This is a genomic window from Epilithonimonas zeae (assembly GCF_900141765.1).
Classification (GTDB): domain Bacteria; phylum Bacteroidota; class Bacteroidia; order Flavobacteriales; family Weeksellaceae; genus Epilithonimonas; species Epilithonimonas zeae.
Genome location: NZ_FSRK01000002.1, coordinates 933,110 through 951,861 on the forward strand (window position 1 = coordinate 933,110; position 18,752 = coordinate 951,861).

Annotated in this window: 20 protein-coding genes and 1 tRNA gene; 14 read left to right on the plus strand and 7 right to left on the minus strand. The window is 33.1% G+C overall.

Annotated elements, in window-relative coordinates; genetic code table 11:
• Positions 1-56 precede the first annotated feature (56 nt).
• Entirely contained in the window at positions 57-1,778 is a 1,722-nt protein-coding gene (locus BUR19_RS16085; protein ID WP_074236440.1) for a CotH kinase family protein, read from the minus strand.
• Between the two features lie 144 nt (positions 1,779-1,922).
• Here BUR19_RS16085 and BUR19_RS16090 point away from each other — a divergent pair, with 144 nt between their 5' ends.
• The 6 genes from BUR19_RS16090 to BUR19_RS16120 all read left to right on the plus strand — a co-directional run bounded on the left by BUR19_RS16090 (position 1,923) and on the right by BUR19_RS16120 (position 6,756).
• The gene (locus BUR19_RS16090; protein ID WP_074236441.1) at positions 1,923-2,780 is read left to right on the plus strand and encodes a YicC/YloC family endoribonuclease; all 858 of its coding nucleotides are present in this window, start codon (positions 1,923-1,925) and stop codon (positions 2,778-2,780) included.
• A 164-nt stretch (positions 2,781-2,944) separates the two neighbouring features.
• A complete protein-coding gene (locus tag BUR19_RS16095; RefSeq protein ID WP_074236442.1) occupies positions 2,945-3,541 on the plus strand; it encodes a hypothetical protein in 597 nt (198 codons plus the stop codon).
• A 10-nt stretch (positions 3,542-3,551) separates the two neighbouring features.
• Positions 3,552-4,118, plus strand: coding sequence for a guanylate kinase (gene gmk / locus BUR19_RS16100; protein WP_074236443.1), 567 nt, complete (start codon positions 3,552-3,554; stop codon positions 4,116-4,118).
• A gap of 17 nt (positions 4,119-4,135) precedes the next feature.
• Positions 4,136-5,152 (plus strand): quinolinate synthase NadA, encoded by a 1,017-nt coding sequence (gene nadA, locus BUR19_RS16105; protein WP_074236444.1) that lies wholly within the window; start codon positions 4,136-4,138, stop codon positions 5,150-5,152.
• A 384-nt stretch (positions 5,153-5,536) separates the two neighbouring features.
• Positions 5,537-5,899 carry a dihydroneopterin aldolase gene (folB, locus tag BUR19_RS16115; RefSeq protein WP_074236446.1) on the plus strand — a complete coding sequence of 121 codons (363 nt, stop codon included), beginning with the start codon at positions 5,537-5,539 and terminating at the stop codon, positions 5,897-5,899.
• Positions 5,900-6,024: 125 nt separating this feature from the next.
• Positions 6,025-6,756 (plus strand): SIMPL domain-containing protein, encoded by a 732-nt coding sequence (locus BUR19_RS16120; protein WP_074236447.1) that lies wholly within the window; start codon positions 6,025-6,027, stop codon positions 6,754-6,756.
• Positions 6,757-6,782: 26 nt separating this feature from the next.
• Here BUR19_RS16120 and dtd read toward each other — a convergent pair whose 3' ends face one another.
• Both dtd and BUR19_RS16130 read right to left on the minus strand, forming a co-directional pair.
• Complete coding sequence (gene dtd / locus BUR19_RS16125; protein ID WP_074236448.1) at positions 6,783-7,232, minus strand: D-aminoacyl-tRNA deacylase; 450 nt, start codon at positions 7,230-7,232, stop codon at positions 6,783-6,785.
• A 1-nt stretch (position 7,233) separates the two neighbouring features.
• The gene (locus BUR19_RS16130; protein WP_074236449.1) at positions 7,234-7,692 is read right to left on the minus strand and encodes a hypothetical protein; all 459 of its coding nucleotides are present in this window, start codon (positions 7,690-7,692) and stop codon (positions 7,234-7,236) included.
• A gap of 98 nt (positions 7,693-7,790) precedes the next feature.
• Here BUR19_RS16130 and greA point away from each other — a divergent pair, with 98 nt between their 5' ends.
• The 7 genes from greA (at position 7,791) to BUR19_RS16165 (ending at position 13,757) form a co-directional block, all read left to right on the plus strand.
• Positions 7,791-8,258, plus strand: coding sequence for a transcription elongation factor GreA (greA, locus tag BUR19_RS16135; protein WP_074236450.1), 468 nt, complete (start codon positions 7,791-7,793; stop codon positions 8,256-8,258).
• Between the two features lie 60 nt (positions 8,259-8,318).
• On the plus strand, positions 8,319-8,708 hold the full coding sequence (locus tag BUR19_RS16140; protein WP_074236528.1) for an HIT family protein: 390 nt from the start codon (positions 8,319-8,321) through the stop codon (positions 8,706-8,708).
• Positions 8,709-8,754: 46 nt separating this feature from the next.
• Positions 8,755-9,933: an ATP-dependent Clp protease ATP-binding subunit ClpX gene (clpX, locus tag BUR19_RS16145; protein WP_074236451.1), complete on the plus strand. Its 1,179-nt coding sequence runs from the start codon at positions 8,755-8,757 to the stop codon at positions 9,931-9,933.
• Positions 9,934-10,016: 83 nt separating this feature from the next.
• Complete coding sequence (locus tag BUR19_RS16150) at positions 10,017-12,053, plus strand: hypothetical protein (RefSeq protein ID WP_074236452.1); 2,037 nt, start codon at positions 10,017-10,019, stop codon at positions 12,051-12,053.
• 18 nt (positions 12,054-12,071) lie between these two features.
• Positions 12,072-12,296: a hypothetical protein gene (locus BUR19_RS16155; protein WP_175565925.1), complete on the plus strand. Its 225-nt coding sequence runs from the start codon at positions 12,072-12,074 to the stop codon at positions 12,294-12,296.
• 60 nt (positions 12,297-12,356) lie between these two features.
• Positions 12,357-13,637: a thioredoxin-like domain-containing protein gene (locus BUR19_RS16160; RefSeq protein WP_074236454.1), complete on the plus strand. Its 1,281-nt coding sequence runs from the start codon at positions 12,357-12,359 to the stop codon at positions 13,635-13,637.
• Positions 13,638-13,683: 46 nt separating this feature from the next.
• Positions 13,684-13,757: transfer RNA gene (locus tag BUR19_RS16165), tRNA-Met, on the plus strand.
• Between the two features lie 640 nt (positions 13,758-14,397).
• Here the strand turns inward: BUR19_RS16165 and BUR19_RS16170 are convergent.
• From BUR19_RS16170 to BUR19_RS16185, 4 genes are all read right to left on the minus strand, one after another.
• Positions 14,398-15,474: a DUF3810 domain-containing protein gene (locus tag BUR19_RS16170; protein ID WP_074236455.1), complete on the minus strand. Its 1,077-nt coding sequence runs from the start codon at positions 15,472-15,474 to the stop codon at positions 14,398-14,400.
• Positions 15,464-16,912 carry an MFS transporter gene (locus BUR19_RS16175; RefSeq protein ID WP_074236456.1) on the minus strand — a complete coding sequence of 483 codons (1,449 nt, stop codon included), beginning with the start codon at positions 16,910-16,912 and terminating at the stop codon, positions 15,464-15,466. The genes BUR19_RS16170 and BUR19_RS16175 overlap by 11 nt, the downstream gene beginning before the upstream one ends.
• A 73-nt stretch (positions 16,913-16,985) precedes the next feature.
• On the minus strand, positions 16,986-17,714 hold the full coding sequence (locus BUR19_RS16180) for a lysophospholipid acyltransferase family protein (protein WP_139297388.1): 729 nt from the start codon (positions 17,712-17,714) through the stop codon (positions 16,986-16,988).
• Positions 17,715-17,754: 40 nt separating this feature from the next.
• Positions 17,755-18,213: a GtrA family protein gene (locus BUR19_RS16185; RefSeq protein ID WP_074236457.1), complete on the minus strand. Its 459-nt coding sequence runs from the start codon at positions 18,211-18,213 to the stop codon at positions 17,755-17,757.
• A gap of 258 nt (positions 18,214-18,471) precedes the next feature.
• On the opposite strand from BUR19_RS16185, the gene BUR19_RS16190 reads away from it, so the two are divergent.
• Entirely contained in the window at positions 18,472-18,729 is a 258-nt protein-coding gene (locus BUR19_RS16190) for a hypothetical protein (RefSeq protein WP_074236458.1), read from the plus strand.
• Positions 18,730-18,752: the final 23 nt, after the last annotated feature.

Below are 18,752 nucleotides of genomic sequence, written 5' to 3' on the forward strand. Positions count from 1 at the left end.
TTCTATGGAATTAAAAGTATGTTCTGACTGATGAAAATTTATCTAACCAAAGATTATTATTTATCAATAATAAATTTGAAACTTTGTTTATAACCAGAATCGGTTTTGATATTAAGAATATAGTTTCCATCGGATAAACTGCCAATAAAAACACTTTGATCAATAGGGTTTTGATTAATAGTTTTCACAATTCTTCCAGCTTTAGAATAAATTGTAATATCTAAAAATGACTTTTCAGTTTTATTATTTTTATCAACGAAATAAATGTAGTTTTTTGCTGGGTTTGGATAAAGAACAAATTTCGAGTTTTGTTTTTCTTGTTCTACAATGGGTGGTGTTCCGTTCGACCCAAAATCAAATATTTTGTCAAGATACTCTATTCTTTTCGTCAACCATTCACGGATGTAAGCAAATTCTTCATACTCTGAGGATATTGTACTTCCAGAATTCGCAATTTGATCTCTTTCTAAAGCTCCATTATCTTTTAATTGATTGAAGTTGTCAATCAGTATTTGCATAATCTTATCAACAGTAAAAGAGCTAGATCTTAATTCTGTCCATCGATTTTTTAAGTCTAAGCGGAATCCATCTGTTCGTGTATCATTGTAAAGACGGTTAAATAATCCATTACTCATCAAATCATCTGTAATATTAGATATAGAAGATTCATATGCTCTACCAAATACTGCATCTAAATCCCAAGGAATGAAAAAATATTTTTCATTTTTATTATATCTCGCTGTATAGAGATTTTTACCCATATTGTCTGATGCTCTAATTAGGTTGATGAAGACAAAATAATCAATCAGGTTTTGACTGTCATATTTTTCATTATAATGATTATAAAAATCATCACTTGTACTGTTAATAACAAAATCATGAAGATTATAAAAAGAACTCCAGTCTCTTAAGTCTTTTGGATATTTATGTTCGTATCCTCCCCATATTTCAGAATTGTTATCAAAAGCATCTAATCCTTGATAAATCGTATTGGCCTCCCATTGGCTTCCTTTGTACAACTCTCCGCGTATCTCATCAGCAGTATTTTTTTTAAGTTTAAGTTGCTTTCTGTCAATTTTTTCTGAAAGAGCATATAGACCTTGATATTTATTGTTAATGAAAACTTCGACATAATTAATAGATATTCCTGTCTTTCCATCAGGTTCTTTGTCTTTATAATATAACTGGCTAATATTATTCCAAATATCCCAAGCACTTTTACTTGCTATTTTAAGAGGTTCATTATACATTGCCTGTAGATTCCAATCTTTATCCTCTCTCATGCCTAATAGAGAAATATCAGTTGTGTCATCTCCTGTATTATCATTCCAGAATTCAAATTCATAAGATTTTTTAGGATAAAGTTGTGAGGTATCCCCTCTGTATTCTATACCTGCATTGGATTGAGTTATAGTTCCGTTATTTTCAATAAGTTGTATTGTGGATAATACTTTAGGTGTATCGACAATATCAAACGTAGTATCAATATGTAATAATGGAAGATTGGTAAAATAAATAGAATATCTGTTGAACTCCCAATTAATAGTATATCTAATGCCGATTTTCAAAACTGCAACATTATCAAGAACTTTGAAATCATTACCATTGATGTTTATAGTAATTGCCTGTCCGTCAAATTCTAATTTACTGAGATCCGTATTGCAAACAATCAGTTTTTTTTCTTCATCTATTCTGTAACTGTCTTTAGGAAGTTCAATTGTTGAGGCATAAGAAAAAGTACTCAACAAAATTAGGAAAAGGGTTATTAGTTTATTCATACTGCATATTTTTAAGGGTGCAAAGATATTATTTTTCAAAAATTTTAAACACTCATTTGAATTATTTTCTACAAAACAAGATCAATATCATTAAGATCTTGCCAATAGTTTTTTAATTATCTTTGCAATCTTATATAGAATCGTATGATATTATCTATGACAGGTTTTGGGAGAGCCGAGACTGTTTATCAAGGAACAAAGATTACCGTTGACATCAAATCGCTGAACAGCAAAAATTTTGATTTGAATGTTAAAACACCACTTAGGTATAAGGAAAAAGAATTTGATATTAGGAAATTACTGAATGATAAAATCCTTCGTGGAAAAGTAGATTGTTACATCAACTGCGAAAGTCTGGATGACAGCAATGATGTGAAAATCAATCAAGATATTGTCAAAAATTATATTGAACAATTGAGAGCGGTTGCTTCTGATGCTCCAGAATTCGAATATCTGAAAATGGCGGTAAGAATGCCAGATGTTTTATCAACAAAAAGTTCTGAGTTGGAAGAAGATGAGTGGAAGGCGCTTCTTGCTGTTGTGCAAGATTCAGTAAGTAAATTTATCGAATTCCGCCAAACAGAAGGTAATAATCTAGCCGAAGAGATTGAGAAAGTTGTCCAGAATATCGAGTATAACCTAAGTCAGGTAGCCCAATACGAAGAAGAAAGGATTCAGCCCATTAAAGATAGATATCAGACGGCACTTAAGAATTTTGAGAATGTCGATGAGACAAGGTATTACCAAGAAATGGTTTATTTTGTGGAGAAACTGGATATTTCCGAAGAAAAAGTTCGTCTTTCTCAACACATCAAATATTATCTTGAAGTAATGAAAAACGAAGATTTCAACGGAAAGAAATTGGGTTTCATTGCTCAGGAAATGGGAAGGGAAATCAATACTTTGGGTTCAAAAGCCAATCATTCTGAGATTCAGAAATTGGTGGTTGAGATGAAAGATGATTTGGAGAAAATCAAGGAGCAAACACTGAACGTATTATAAGTGATAAATTATAATTGATGAATAATTCGATTGTCGCTTATCATTTATCAACAATCAATTATTATAATGGAAAAAGAATCAAGTTTTTCAAACTTCGAAGAAGCGAAATATTGATAGAAAATTGAACGATTAATCAAAAGCTCCGAAGGAGCGATATATCAATTATGAATGTTCTCTTCAAAATTTTGTTTATTTTTTCGATAACACTTTTGAAATCTCAAAATGTAGATTCACTAGCAAATATTCCGTCTGAATTAAAAGAAACTGAAATCAGAATTTATAAAGACAGAGGAATTACAAATAGCGGTTTTGTTTTCAGAGTTTATAAAGAAGATAAAACTTGGAAAGCGAATTTAACCCAGTGGTTTTTGCCTAAAGAAATCAGCAGAGATGAGGTTGAATGGATAAAACCAAACATCACAATTCTAAAATCTGAAAAGCCTTTAGAACTGTTATTTCTAAATTTACAAGCATTACATATAGAATTTCTTCCAAAAGAAGAATACTTCCAATACAAAAAGAATAAAAGTAGGGTCGTTTATGATGAGAAGGAAAAAGATTGGGTATTTGAAACGACAAATTCAATACAGATTTTGGACGGAACAGATTACTTAGTAAAATATCAATCAGGAAAACAGCGAAATGAATTCAATTATAATAATCCTGAATCTTATTTAAAACATTATCCAGAGATTGATGAGCTCCAATATTTTGTAGATATTTTAAAATATATCAGAAAAGAATTTAATATAGAATTTTAAAAATCAAATTTTGAGACAAAAAGTTATCATATTCTCCGCACCATCCGGAAGTGGGAAAACAACATTAGTAAAACATGGGCTATCTGTAGTTCCTCAATTAAGTTTTTCAATTTCAGCAACTACAAGACAACCAAGAGGTGAAGAAGAACACGCCGTAGATTATTACTTTTTAACACCAGAGGAATTCAGAAACAAAATTTCTAAGGATGAATTTGTAGAATTCGAAGAAGTTTATACAGATAAATATTACGGAACATTAAAATCCGAAGTCGAAAGAATCTGGAAAGAAGGAAAAGTCGTGATTTTCGATGTGGATGTAAAAGGCGGAATCCGACTGAAGGAGATTTTCGGAGACAAGGCTTTATCGATCTTCGTAATGCCGCCAAGCATTGCCGAGTTGGAACAGAGATTGATAAAAAGAAATACCGACTGCGCAGAAACCATCAAAACCAGAGTGGAAAAAGCAGGCGAGGAAATGACCTATCAAAAGCATTTTGATAAAATTATTGTTAATACAGATTTGGACGAGGCAAAAGCGGAAGTCGAGAAAATTATTAATAACTTTATCAACGAATAAAATCTTAAAAACACGTAATGGAAAATACATTAGACATTGCAATCAATAATATGCCTGTAAAAGGTTTTCTAGACCTTAAGGAATTTGCGATTCCGACAGGTGATGACCTTGTAAAAGCAATTCTTGACCTTAAAAAAGAAAAAAATGCGGTTATTTTAGCGCATTATTATCAGCCGGGTCCGATTCAGGATATCGCTGATTTTCTTGGTGATTCTTTGCAATTAGCAAGACAAGCAAAGGAAACCGATGCAGATATGATTGCTTTTTGTGGCGTTCACTTTATGGCAGAAGCTGCGAAAATCCTTAACCCGACCAAAAAAGTGGTTCTTCCCGATACTTTGGCCGGTTGTTCTTTGGCTGACGGTTGTTCGGCGGAAGGTCTTAACAAAATGCGTGAGCAACATCCAAATGCTTTGGTAGCGACTTACATCAATTGTAATGCGGAAACCAAAGCTGCTTCTGATATTATCGTAACAAGTTCCAACGCAGAACAAATCATCGAGGCTTTGCCAAAAGATCGACCGATTATTTTCGCCCCAGATAAAAATTTAGGAAGATATCTTAGCAAAAAAACGGGTCGAGATATGATTCTTTGGGACGGAAGCTGTATCGTTCACGAGGCGTTTTCTATGGAACGTATCGCAAAACAGCTAGCTGACCATCCTAACGCAAAATTAATCGCTCATCCGGAAAGCGAATCTCCGGTTTTGGAATTGGCACATTTCATTGGCTCAACTTCTGCACTTTTGAATTATGTTGAGCAAGATGATTGTCAAGAGTTCATCATTGCAACAGAAGAAGGAATTCTTCACGAAATGAAAAAACGTGCACCACACAAGTCTCTGATTCCGGCTTTGGTTTTTGACGAGAGCTGCAACTGTTCAGAATGTTTTTTTATGAAGAGAAACACTTTGGAAAAACTCTATCTGTGTATGAAGTACGAACTTCCGGAAATCATAATGGATGAAGAAATTCGTCTCAAAGCACTCAAACCAATCGAAGCAATGCTGGAACTTTCCAAAAGCATCAAATAAATTACAAACCTTGTCTTCCCAGATGAGGTTTTTTCATATAATTATTTGGGCAATCCCCTCGCCAATGCTTTTCCAGCCACTCAGGTCGGGCTATCCGTTGCAATCTTTTTTTTGCAAAAAAGGATTTCCACTACTATCCCTATTGCAGCTTTGCAAGAAAGAAAGTTTCTACAAAAAATTCAACATTTTTTAATTGCAATATTTGTCACTCGGAATGAATCTTGGTAGCTTCGTTTAGATTCTTTCGGAATGACAAACTTTATGTTTAAAAATATAATTTTCTTTTGCTGAGCGAAGCGCCTTTGCGAACCTTAAGAATATTTTCAGTTTTGATAAAAAACCTTTGCCGACTTTGCGTTCAAAATATTTTTCTATTTTTAAAGAATGAAATCAAAAATCATTTTAGAAGACATAAAAATCTACGCCTATCACGGTGTTCTGCCAGAAGAAGCTTTAATAGGGAATTATTATATCATCAATGCAGAATTACACGCCGATTTAGAAAAAGCATCACAAACCGATAATCTGGATGATACTATCAATTATGCTGAGGTCAGTGCTATCATTCATCAAGAAATGGCAATCCGTTCCGAGCTTTTGGAACACGTGATTGGAAGGATCATTAACAAAATTGAAAATACATTTACTCAAATCACTTTCATCAAAATCAAATTGACGAAAACAGTTCCGCCAATGTCGGGAGAAATGAAAGGTGTAAGCTTAGAATTTGAGAAATCGATATTCTAATAAAAGATACTAATCAACCCCTTCAGAGTTTAAAACTCTGAAGGGGTTTCAATTAGATAAATAATGTTAATAAAATCTTAAAATTTGGTATCAAGTTTGATGCAAAGAACTCAAATATAAAATTTATGAAGAATTATATTGCGGTTGGAATTGCTGCTTTGGGTTTTATTATTGCGGCTGCTTTATTGGGAAGCGCAGTGAAAAACAGAAACAAATCAGAAAATACGGTTTCTGTAACTGGACTTGGTTCCAAAACCTTTACTTCAGACTTGATTTCTTGGTCCGGAAGTTTTTCCAAAAATAGTTTTGAGTTGAAATCGGCTTATGACGCTTTAGCAATTGACCGGCAAGTGATTTCTCAATATTTGAAATCAAAAGGAGTGAAAGAAAATGAGATGATTTTTTCCGCTGTAGATATTCAGAAACAATTCAGAAGTTTTACAGATTCTAACGGTAATTATCAGCAAGGCGAATTTGCAGGTTATAATTTAACACAAAGTGTTTCCATCAAATCCAAAGAAGTGGCGAAGATTGAGAACATCTCCAGAAACATCACAGAAATCATCAACCGTGGTATTGAATTCACTTCTTCATCACCTCAATATTTTTATACAAAATTGTCTGATGTAAAACAGGAGATGATTGCCAGCGCTACAAAAGATGCGAAAGAACGTGCAGAAAAAATTGCGGAAAACGCAGGAAGTAGTCTTGGAAATCTTAAGAAAGCGACAATGGGCGTCATCCAAATCACAGCGCCTAACTCCAATGAGGATTATTCTTACGGCGGAACTTACAATACAACTTCCAAAGAAAAGGAAGCCAGCATTACCATAAAACTTGAATATGAAGTCGATTAAAAGTAAAGGAGCAAATATTTGCTCCTTTATAATTTGGTCTTACTGTCAAAAACTAAGGTTACTGGACCATCATTAATTAATGATACTTTCATATCTGCTCCGAAAATCCCGCTTTCGGTTTTCAGTCCGGATTTCTTCATTTCATTTTTGAAATATTCAAATAATGGGATGGCTTTGTCTGGCTTTGCGGCTTTTATATAAGAGGGGCGATTGCCTTTTTTATAATCAGAAATCAAGGTGAACTGACTTATGCAAAGGATTTCGCCATTGATGTCTTTTATTGAATGATTCATTTTTCCTTCATCATCAGAAAAAACTCTTACATCAAGGATTTTCTTTACAAGCCAATCTGCGTCTGTGTTTTCATCACTTTCATCAACGCCAATTAAAAGCATTAATCCTTTTCCAATTTCTCCGACAATTTCGTTGTCAACTTTTACGCTCGCTTCAGAAACGCGTTGGATTACGACTCTCATTTTAATTATAAATATCTAAAATATTGGACGCGGAATTAAAACTATATCCATAAGTCTTGGGAGCAATTTTTGCGACGCTATTGTCTGTCGGCTGACCTGTGATTAATATCCATTGTGAACCATCTTTCGGACAATAAATAGATGTGTCGTTCTTAACTTCCAAGGTTGTATCTGTATCTGGACAAATATGCGGCGCATTTCTATCATACACCTTGAATCCTGTTGTTGTTCTTACCACAATTAATCCTCTTGTTCCGGCTCCATCTACACTAATATATTCCCAAGCTCCTACTGTTTGTAATTTATAATATAAAGGTAGCCTGAGGTCAAGTTGGACTGAAATAATTGAGTTCGGAAAACAGCTTACGGTTTCATTTCTTTCACTACAAGAATTATTGATGGTTAAAATACTGATAATCAAAAATAATGCTAATGATGATGTGATTTTTTTGGCTTTCATTTCAAAATAAATTATATATTTGTAAACTCGATTCGAGACAAATTAGTATCCGGCAAAGGTCGGATTATTTTTTTATACAAACGATAAATTTTATTGTTATGAACTATGTGACCAAAGAAGGTTTGGAGAAAATGAAATCCGAGCTGGAACAACTAGAAACGATTGAAAGACCAAAAATAACGCAGCAGATTGCTGAAGCAAGAGATAAAGGTGATCTGTCTGAAAATGCAGAGTACGACGCAGCCAAAGAGGCGCAAGGGATGTTGGAAATGAGAATTTCTAAACTGAAAGATGTTATTTCTACATCCAAAATCATCGATGGAAGTCAGCTTGACCTTAGCAAAGTATCTATCCTTACAACGGTTAGATTGAAAAATAATGCAACTAAAGGAGAACAAAAGTTTACTTTGGTTCCTGATAACGAAAGTGATATAAAATCTGGAAAAATTTCTGTAAATACGCCAATTGCTAAAGGTCTTTTGGGTAAAGCTGTTGGTGAAACTGCAGATATTGTATTACCAAATGGTAACAAGCTTTCTTTTGAAATTTTAGAAATTTCATTATAAAATAAATGTGGTATGTTGGTTTAATAATTGCTGAAAATTAAAATCAATATTAAAAAAATTATGAGCACTATTTTTTCTAAAATCATCAGCGGAGAAATCCCAAGTTATAAAATAGCAGAAGACGACAAGCATATTGCTTTTCTAGATGCAATGCCTTTGGTAAAAGGTCATACTTTGGTTGTTCCGAAAAAAGAAACCGATCTTATTTTTGATTTAGATTCTGATGATTATAAAGAGCTTTGGGCTTTCACCCAGGATATTGCAAAACAAATCAAAAAAGCTATTCCTTGTAAAAGAGTAGGTGTGGCTGTTGTTGGGTTGGAAGTGCCTCACGCTCATATTCATTTGATACCACTTAACAGTATGGATGAGCTTAATTTTAAAAATGTCAGGCTGGTTTTTACGCCAGAAGAGTACAAAGAAATTCAGGAATCCATAACAAAAGCATAAAAGAAGTCTTGAACTTCTTTTTTTAATTTTAGAACTTAAGAAAATTATGAATCCAAATCAGTGTTCATTTTGTGGAAGAAAAAAGGATGAAGTTCAAATCCTGATTTCTGGACAGAATGGCTTTATATGCGAAAATTGTATTGAACAAGCACATTCTATCGTAAAGGATAGTGTAAATAAAACTTCAGAATCTGCTTCTATGGCAGAATCTCTGGAAGAACTTAAAAAACCTAGAGAAATAAAAGCTTTCCTTGACGAGTATGTGATCGGTCAGGATCAAGCTAAAAAACAATTGTCGATTGCAGTTTATAATCACTACAAAAGATTATTACATGCGCAAGACGAAAACCGCGAGGTTGAGATTGAGAAATCGAACATCATAATGATTGGCGAAACTGGAACAGGAAAAACACTGTTGGCAAAAACGATTGCAAAACAACTGAATGTTCCTTTCTGTATCGTAGATGCAACAATTCTTACAGAAGCAGGTTATGTTGGGGAAGATGTAGAAAGTATTCTTTCCAGATTGTTGATGGTTGCAGATTATGATGTAGAAAAAGCTGAAAAAGGAATCGTTTTTATTGATGAGATTGATAAAATTGCCAGAAAATCTGATAATCCGAGTATCACAAGAGATGTCTCTGGAGAAGGTGTTCAGCAAGGTTTATTGAAATTGTTGGAAGGAAGTATTGTCAATGTTCCGCCTCAAGGTGGTCGTAAACACCCGGATCAGAAATATATCCAGGTTAATACTCAGAATATTTTGTTTATTGCTGGTGGTGCTTTTGACGGAATGAAAGAGATTATCGAGAGAAGGTTGAATAAACAAGCCATTGGTTTTTCTGCGGAAAAAATCAATAAAACAGAAGAAGACGATTATATCCTAAGTCAGATCAATGCGATCGATTTGAAGAGTTTTGGATTGATACCTGAACTTTTGGGGAGATTTCCAATCATTACTTATCTGGATAAATTAACAAAAGAGACACTTGTAAGAATTATGAAAGAACCAAAAAATTCGATTATCAATCAGTTTACAGAGTTGTTCAAAATGGATAATGTTGTTCTTGAATTTACAGATAATGCGATTGAAGAAATTGTGGAAGATACTATGAATAAAGGACTTGGAGCAAGAGGGCTGAGAGGGACAACCGAAAAGGTTTTGGAGGATTATATGTTTGATATTGAAAATAATCCAAGCGTTAAAATTGAGTCAATATTATAAAATCTTTAATTATTCACATATTTTTTTCAAGTATTTAAAAAATTAATATCTTTGCAGGAAGAACACACAAACACATACACACGATGATACGAAAATTATTTATTCTCCAACTAATACTTTTTAATAGTATTGCATTCTCGCAAGTACTTACTTATGTAGGTAATTCTGCATTAGTTACTGTACAAAGCCAGACTTTGGTTTACAACGGAGGAGGACTACAAACAGCCGGAAATGCTGTAGTTAATAACTCCGGAAATATTATGATTGTTAAAGATCCTTCTACGGCTGATATCTTTAATATTGCATCTACCTCAAGCTTGAATTTAAAATTTAATGGCGCTCAAAATTATGGGCAACTTTATATTAAAGATATTCCTCAAGGAAATATTACAGGTAAAGTAAACAAGGAATATCGGGCGGACGCTAATAGCGGAACTACTGCAAAACAACAGTTAGCTTTGCCATTTTTCAATTATACTATATCTGACTTAGTAGCTAATGTAACAAGTAGTCCTGGAAACACGGGAGGTAATTATTTGAATGTAACAAATGGAGCAAATACACCATCGGGACGTTTTAGCCCAAATTCCGTATTCAGATGGAATAATGCTAGAGCTAGATTTGATCAGATTGCTGCTGGTAGTGCTAACCTAGCAACGACTAATGTTGGAACTCCGTTAGATTATTATATTATACCAAGAAGAAATGCTTCTGGAACTGTAGTGTGGGATGCGGCATTATCATCTGCAGTGACTACATTTGCAGGGACGCCTGTCTCTGATGTTAGCGGAAACCAAACCTATTCATTTACTGGAGCTTCTAGCGGTATTAATTTTGGATATAATGGATCTGCTTCCAATTATTATACAGAGAAATATTATAGTTATTTAGATGATCCCTTTCGTTCAAAGACTGCAAATGCTGGTGGTTGGGCTGTAGATTATGCTAAAAACCTTTATCAGGTTTCAAATCCTTTCTTGACGAATATTGATCTTAGGTATATTGGACAGTCTGAAGCTGCAAATGCAGATGGTAATGCAATACCAAATTTGCTAGGAGTGGCGTATTATACTTCTGGATTAACCTGGACAAGGGCATCTGGAACAGGATATCCTACAGAAAATCCTACTGGTTCAGCTAATGGTACAGCCGGAAGAACTGTAGTTATGATTGCTAGTTCAGGAGTTTTTCAAGCTGGTGACGTTAGTGGTAGCCGTTTGATAATAAAACCTATGGGAGAATTCATGGTTAAACTTTCTGCAGACAATGGTAGCAGTAGTGCATCTTCTATTAACTATACATTGTTAAGACGTTTTGCTTCTACATCAAGAGATAATACAACTCAGACTACTAATCCTACAAGTAAAATATCAGAAGATACAGATGTACCTACAGATAAAATAGTGAAGCAACTTGCAGTTATTATGTATGATAAAGATAGTTTAGAAATAGGGCGGACATATTATGCGGTTTCTCCTTCTGCTATTACAGGAAATGATCCTGAGAATACTAATTTGCAAGCTTATAGTAGCAATGAAAGTTTTATATTCACTAAAGAAGAAGTCACAAATGGTGGTGAGAATATTAACCTTTTAGGTAAACTTTATATTAATGAGGCTAATGAAATTGGATTCAGATCTAAAGAAATTCCATTATATATCAATGATATTGGAGAACCTTACTACTTGAAATTTGAGGTTTATGAAAAAGGAAATAGGATGCCTGAAGGCTTAAGTAATGGGGAGAGTTTTTATCTTAAAAACAGTCAGAATCTATTTGTAAAAGCCGTTGATGGTGAGAGTCTTTCAATGAATGGGTCACAAAATTTAGGACTTTATTATGGATTACCTGAAGGTGCAACTTTAGGAACAGGGAACGTTAATAATTCTCAAACTGTTATTGCTAAAAAAGATTCTAAGTGGACTGTGAGATTTGCGAAAGCTTGGAATAAAGCTACTGTCGAAGTTTATTCTTCAGCTGGACAGCTTTTAAATACAAAATCAGGTATTTCTACAAATACAGATTATACTATTCCTTTGAACTATCAGGCAAAAAGTATTTTCGTAGTGAAAGCAATTTCTGATAAAGGAGAAGTTGTAATTAAAAAAATTGTTAATTAAACACACAAATATTTAATGATGACAAATCTTTTATTTAAAAAAGTATACGGTTTTTTATTTTTAGTAATGAGTATACTTGCTTTTGGGCAATCTGTCCCGCCACCACCCGAAAATCCAGAGTCTGGAGATATTGGAGCTTATCCGGCATCACCGATTGATGACTATGTAATAGGCTTATTTCTAGTAGCCTTAGTAATGATTGTAGTCTTTGTAATAAAATCAAGACAAAGAACATTACAATAAAAAATATATTTTAGTACTGTAAAACTCACTTTTTTAGTGGGTTTTTTTTAATTTTATTCTATGAAAAAATTATTATTCGTTAGCAGTGTTTTATTATCTGCATATGCGTTTCCGCAGTTCACTGTAAGCGCCGATATACCAACTTATTTAGCGGATTCAGAAGTTTATCTATATGGATTCAATGGATCAAAAGAAATACTCTATTCCAAAGCTAAAATTACCAATAACAAAGCTGTTTTTAAAGTTGATAAAAAATACATAGGGATGATGAGAGCTTTTTTTCAAAAGTCCAATTCATCCATTAATATGGCTTCTGAGAACTCCAATATTAATTTTAAAGTTGAATTGGACAGTAAAAATAAAATCTCCAATGTAGTTTTTACTGATGCGACCAATCAGCTTTTTAGTAATGATGTAGAACTTCAAAAGAAACAGGAGTTGATCTTGCCTGCTCTTATTCAAATTAAAGATTATTATAAACCTTCTGAGACTTTTTATAAATCATTAGAAACAGAAATCAATGCTCTTTCTAAAAATGATTCATCGCTTTACGCTTCACACCCTTTTTTAGATTATTATAATAAGAATCAAAAATTTTCTGTTCAGGAAAAAGCTGCAGAAATAAAACCACAGGATTATATCGATTTTTATTCTAAATCTGGTGAGTATCTGGAGACATCATTAATATTAAAACCATCCTTAATTAACTATCTAAACGCATCCAAATCAAATGTTGAAGGTGGTGTTGATAAGTTGTTGGATGCTGTAAACCTTGAGACGCCACGTGGACAGACGATATTGTCTGAGCTTATCGATATTTTTAATTCTTACAATATGGATAAATTGAAGGAGAAATATCTTGCCCAAGCTAATAATCTGAAATGTACAATCAACGACAGGTTATCCTCTACACTGAAGGCGAATAATAATACAGAGATTGGCGCAAAAATGCCGAATAATACATTAGCTAATGCAATCCATACAAAAGCTAAATCTCTATATGATATCAAAGCTTCTAAAAAAATCGTTGTTTTTTGGTCTTCCACTTGTTCGCATTGTGAAGCCGAGTTGCCTAAATTACTCGAGAAATATGACAAACTTAAAGCGCAAAATATAGAAATTGTTGGTTTCTCATTGGATAGTAGTTTGGATGAGTTCAAAAACAAAGCAAATATCTATCCTTGGGTAAGTGCATCAGAAGGGAAAGGTTGGTATAGCTCTTATGGAGAAACTTATAATATCGTTGCTACACCTACATATTTTGTCTTAGATTCTGATAATAAGATTCTTAGCAAACCTAATCATGTAGGTGATGTTTTAGATTATTTAAAAGTTAATTAAAAGTTTGTGGAAATGCAAATAATCCTTATATTTGCACCACAAAAATGGCGAGGTAGCTCAGTTGGTTAGAGCGCAGGATTCATAACCCTGAGGTCACGGGTTCAATTCCCGTCTTCGCTACAAGATAAAACCGTAAATTGATTTCAATTTACGGTTTTTTTAGCTCTATATTTAAGAAAGATTCCAATTTTAAAAATGGACCTAAGCTTTATGATGAGTTCAATATAATAAAAAATGGAAGCAAGTTATTTTATTACTCACTTCCATTTGATCACTTGTGTTTTTGTGTTTTTATAAATTATAAGTTTCTATTGTTGTTTAAAAATCAATAATAACTATTTACGTTCAAATTTCTTGTACAAAAATAGTCTATAGAGATAAGGGAAAGAAATTATTATGAGAATAATTACAGAAATCATACTATTGTTTTTAATGCTTTAGTTGTTGTTTTTCAATTTGTTATAGTAGGTTTTGCGCCTTCAATTTGCTCATTGAAAATGATTCAAATAATGGACTTAAAATCTATTTTATTTCTAATATTTTTAAATAATCAGTTTGATAACTTTAGTTTTAACTGATTTAAATGAACAATACCAAAAATTTTAATTTATTGATTAATAGTTTGTTTTTAATATTTGATAAATATTTTTAAATATATATTTGGAGGTTACATTTATATGTTGTACTTTTACGGGGCTTTTGAGACAATCACTCAGGAGCAATAAATTTTTTTTCATCATTTGTGTTTTTAGAATCGTACCTAGTACGATTCTTTTTTTGTTTCATACATCACCAAAAGATTGATAAAATAGGAATAAGTCACCCTTCCGTCTTGTTGATTTGACTTCAAAAATAAATCATTGGTTACACCAAAAAAGTCACTTATAATTCCTTCATTCTTTTCGTAGAATTCTAATTCGTTTTTTCTATCTCTTTGCATTTTTTCAGAATACTGAGAAATCATTTTTAAAACAAAATCTTTATTCTCTAAGTTTCTCGACAATGCCCTTAATAGACTTTTTAAAACATAAAGACGAGTGCTATATTGTAAATCTACATTGTTGGTGTTTTTTGCACATAAATAAGCGATAAAACTGGCTTCTTGTTCTCTTGCATAGCCAAGTTGATGCGACATTTCGTGAGCAAGCGTAAACGGAATATTTGTCGCTGGAAGATTTGGATTAAATTGTGATTCTGCTGTGAAAGGATTGTAATAGCCTAATATTCCTGTGTAATTCATAAAGCTATTGTAAAGACTTGATTTTACAGATAGAATCTTAACGGTTTCTTTTGTGTTGATGAAATGTGGTAAACTCTTTTGTTGCTCAAGAATTTCATATTTGATTTTATCAATATCATTAATTGTGAAAACACCGTTTTTGTCTTCGGAAACTTTTTCTCTCGTTTGTTTGCAAAGTTCAAGATATTTCAGACTCAAAGTTTTTAAATCAGAATCATTAATCTTCATTTCTTTATTCGAAAGCTTTTTTATAATCAAAGGCTGGAAATATAGCATTCCCCAAAAACATTGATATACGAAATAAAAGACATTTACAAAAATCAATATTTTCCTTAAAGTCAAACTCTTTTTCGTTCTTATTAATTTGATGATTGAATAAACTAAGGCAAGCGACACAATCGTATAAATAACATCGCCAACAGAAAATCCGAATCCGGAAAATAATCGGACATGAAAATCCTTTTTCCATTCATATAGATTCGAAAAGAATGTTGTAGCAAATTCAAACTTCGATAGGATATAGAATAACGAAAATTGGGCAACCAAAATGATTGCCCAAAGTTTATTTTTTATAAAGATATTTTTTTTAGTGTCCACCAGATATTTTTTTATCAAAACTAATACCTTGGCTCTTCAGTATTCCACTTACTCTCCAAGCATAGAATGCAAGATAAGCAAAACATAAGACTCCAACAATATAACTGTTTTGGATACCAATACTTTCGGAAACGAATCCTTGCAACCAGCTTACAATTCCACCTCCCATAATCATCATAATCAAGAAACTACTTCCTTGGCTGGTGTGTCTTCCTAAACCGCTTACTGCTAGTGTAAAGATACAAGGCCAAAGCGTACTACAGAACAATCCAACACTTGTGAAAGCATAAATACTGATAATTCCATCTGTAAACATACCAATTCCAGTAGCTACAATCCCTAAAGCTGAGAATATCAAAAGCATTCTTGCGGGATTTCCTTTACTCGCCATATCTGCGGCAATCAATACTAAGATAATTAATCCGTAAACATAGAAAGGTGTCAAATCGTGTTTTGCAATAGCGTTAACCAAAAGAAAAACTCCGAATGCTAAATAAGGTGCTAAAAATCTCAAAATTTTCTGCAAACTCATATTATCTGTAAAAGCTTCTACCGCACCAGTCCAACGACCAATCATCAAACTTGCCCAATATAGAGAAATGTATGGTGAAATTTCTTGCAAAGTGTAAAGAACGCCAGTTTCAGAATTCACAATAGATTCCATATAAGCAGGTAGGTTACTTGCGGTTGAAACCTCTACACCTACGTAGATGAAAATTGCTAACATTCCCAATAATAATTGTGGATATTTCAAAGCAGAACTTCTTACAGTTCCTTCATCTTTTACAGATTCTTCGATAGTGTCTGGATGTTCTGGCAAAGATGATAACTTAAGCAAAATAGCAACGGCTAAGAATGCTACACCTAAAACCAAATAAGGAATTTTCACACTTTCGATGCTCATTTCTGTATTCTCAGAAGCTGCTGAACCGAAGATGGCGAAACTCACAATCAATGGACCAATTGTAGTTCCAAGATTATTAATTCCTCCTGCTAATGTTAATCTTTGAGAACCCGTTTTTACAGGACCAAGTGCAATCGCAAGTGGGTTAGCAACAGTTTGCTGTAATGAAAATCCTAAAGCCACAATGAACAATCCAGAAAGCATTAATGGAAACGAATGCAGATTAGCCGCAGGATAAAACAATAATGTTCCTATTGCGGAAATTACAAGCCCTAAAGCTAAACCGTTTTTATAACCAATTTTGTTGACCAAATCTTTTCCAATAGCTAATGAAATCAGCATATAAATGATTGAACCAACTGTGTATGCAATATAAAATGCCACAGATACGAGTTGACTTTCTCCTTGCGACAGGCTAAAAGCTTTTTTGAAAACTGGAATCAAGATGTCGTTACTCGCAGCAACAAATCCCCAGAAAAAGAAAACGGTAACAAGCGGGATAAACTGCGCCCAATTGGTTTTTTGTGTTTCCATTATTTAATTTATTGTTAATTTAAGGTTAATATTTAAAAACAAATGTAAGTAAAAAGTCTTATTTGGAGAATAATTATTTTAATTCCTCAATTAGAGACAATTGGATTTCTTCAAATGCTTTTTCTTTTAATTCTTTTTGTGTCGCATCTGGTGTCAGGATATCATTGAAGAAAACTTTCACTACTCCGGGATAACCTTTTTTATTATCAAAGGGGAACATTTCCTTCAAGCCTCGGAAAGTGAAAACCGCAATCGGGAATTGATGTTTAGCAGCTAAAATAAAAGCACCATCTTTGAACTGGTCAAGAATTACACTTGTATCATCAGGAACGCCACCTTCTGGAAAAATCACAACACTTTGTCCGTCCTGCATTCTTTCGGCGCATCTCCGGTAAACATCGGCGCGACTTCTGGCACTTTTTCTATCGACCATCACACAAACTCTTTTGTAAACCGTTCCAAAAATCGGAATCTTTTCAATTTCCTTTTTTCCTACATAACAAAGTGGATGATTTGGAAAAAGAATACACGGCAACATCACATCCATAATAGAAGTATGGTTGGAGATGATGACGTAAGGTTGATTTTTATCAATTTTTTTCGTGGTTTTGAGAATCTTTTTATAACGGAAACCCATTCCGTAGAACATTCCAATCGCCCAAAGCCGGATGAAGAAGTAACAATATTTATAATGCTCTTTTCGAAAAGATAAAATATAAACAGGAAGAAAGAAGATTAATGTAAGAACGGTTCCCAAAATTACCATCCAAAATCGCCACGCATAGACCAGAATTGTTCTCATTAATCTTACTTAAAATTTAACTCAAATCAAAAATAGTTTTTTATCCGTTAAAAATCACTTTTTTCTTTATAGAATAATTAAGAAGAGACACAATAATAATGGAAGTGATCTTGCTCATCATTTCTTGCGAAAGAACATAAACTCCCAAATCTATGGCGTCTTTGAAAACAAAATGATATAAAATCTGAAACAGAAACAAACTGATGAATGTAGAAACTACCGACACAGAAATGAAATAAACAAACTCTTTTTTCTTAGAATGTTTCCCTCTCTCAAAGACAAACCAGATACTCAAAAAATAATTTGTGATAATTCCGCAGCTTGTGGACAGGATATTACTAAACGGATATTTAATTCCAGACAGATTATATTCCCACGAGAACACTTTCGGGAGGTAAACACTTAGCATTTTGAAGCTGCCGATTTCTACAATCGCACTTAGTCCACCAGCGATGATGAAGAGTAGAACTTGCTTATGACGGAGAATTAATTGTTTCATTTCATTTGCAAATTTATACGAATTGTTAAATGTTTTAAAATAATAGTTAAATAATTTTTTAGTCTCAAAAATATTTTTACTTTTATTAAGTATTAATGGTTTTCACGATTTGCATGAAAGATTAATTATTAAATAGTTAATAAATTGTGAAAATGTTAATGTTAGTCGATGATATAATCAAATCCTGACTATGTTTTTGGTCGGGAAATTTTTTCATCTCTTTTTAAGTCACCACAATTACAAAATAATTAATGAAAAATGAAAAATTCTAGCAGGCCTTACAGAAAATTTCTGCCTCAGCAAAAAAAGATTGAGGAGTTGGAAAAAACGAGCTCACGTTTCAAAAGAATCTATTCAGAATATGAATTGATGTCCGATGAACTTTGGAATCTCGAAAGCAGCGATTCTACAGAAAGTATTCCCGACGATTTCATTAATGCAATCAAATTACAAACAAATTATCTGGAAGACGAAATCGAAGATTGGCTCATCCAAGACAACGCCGAAAAAAAGTAAATCGCCAAACCTTCCCGAAAAAA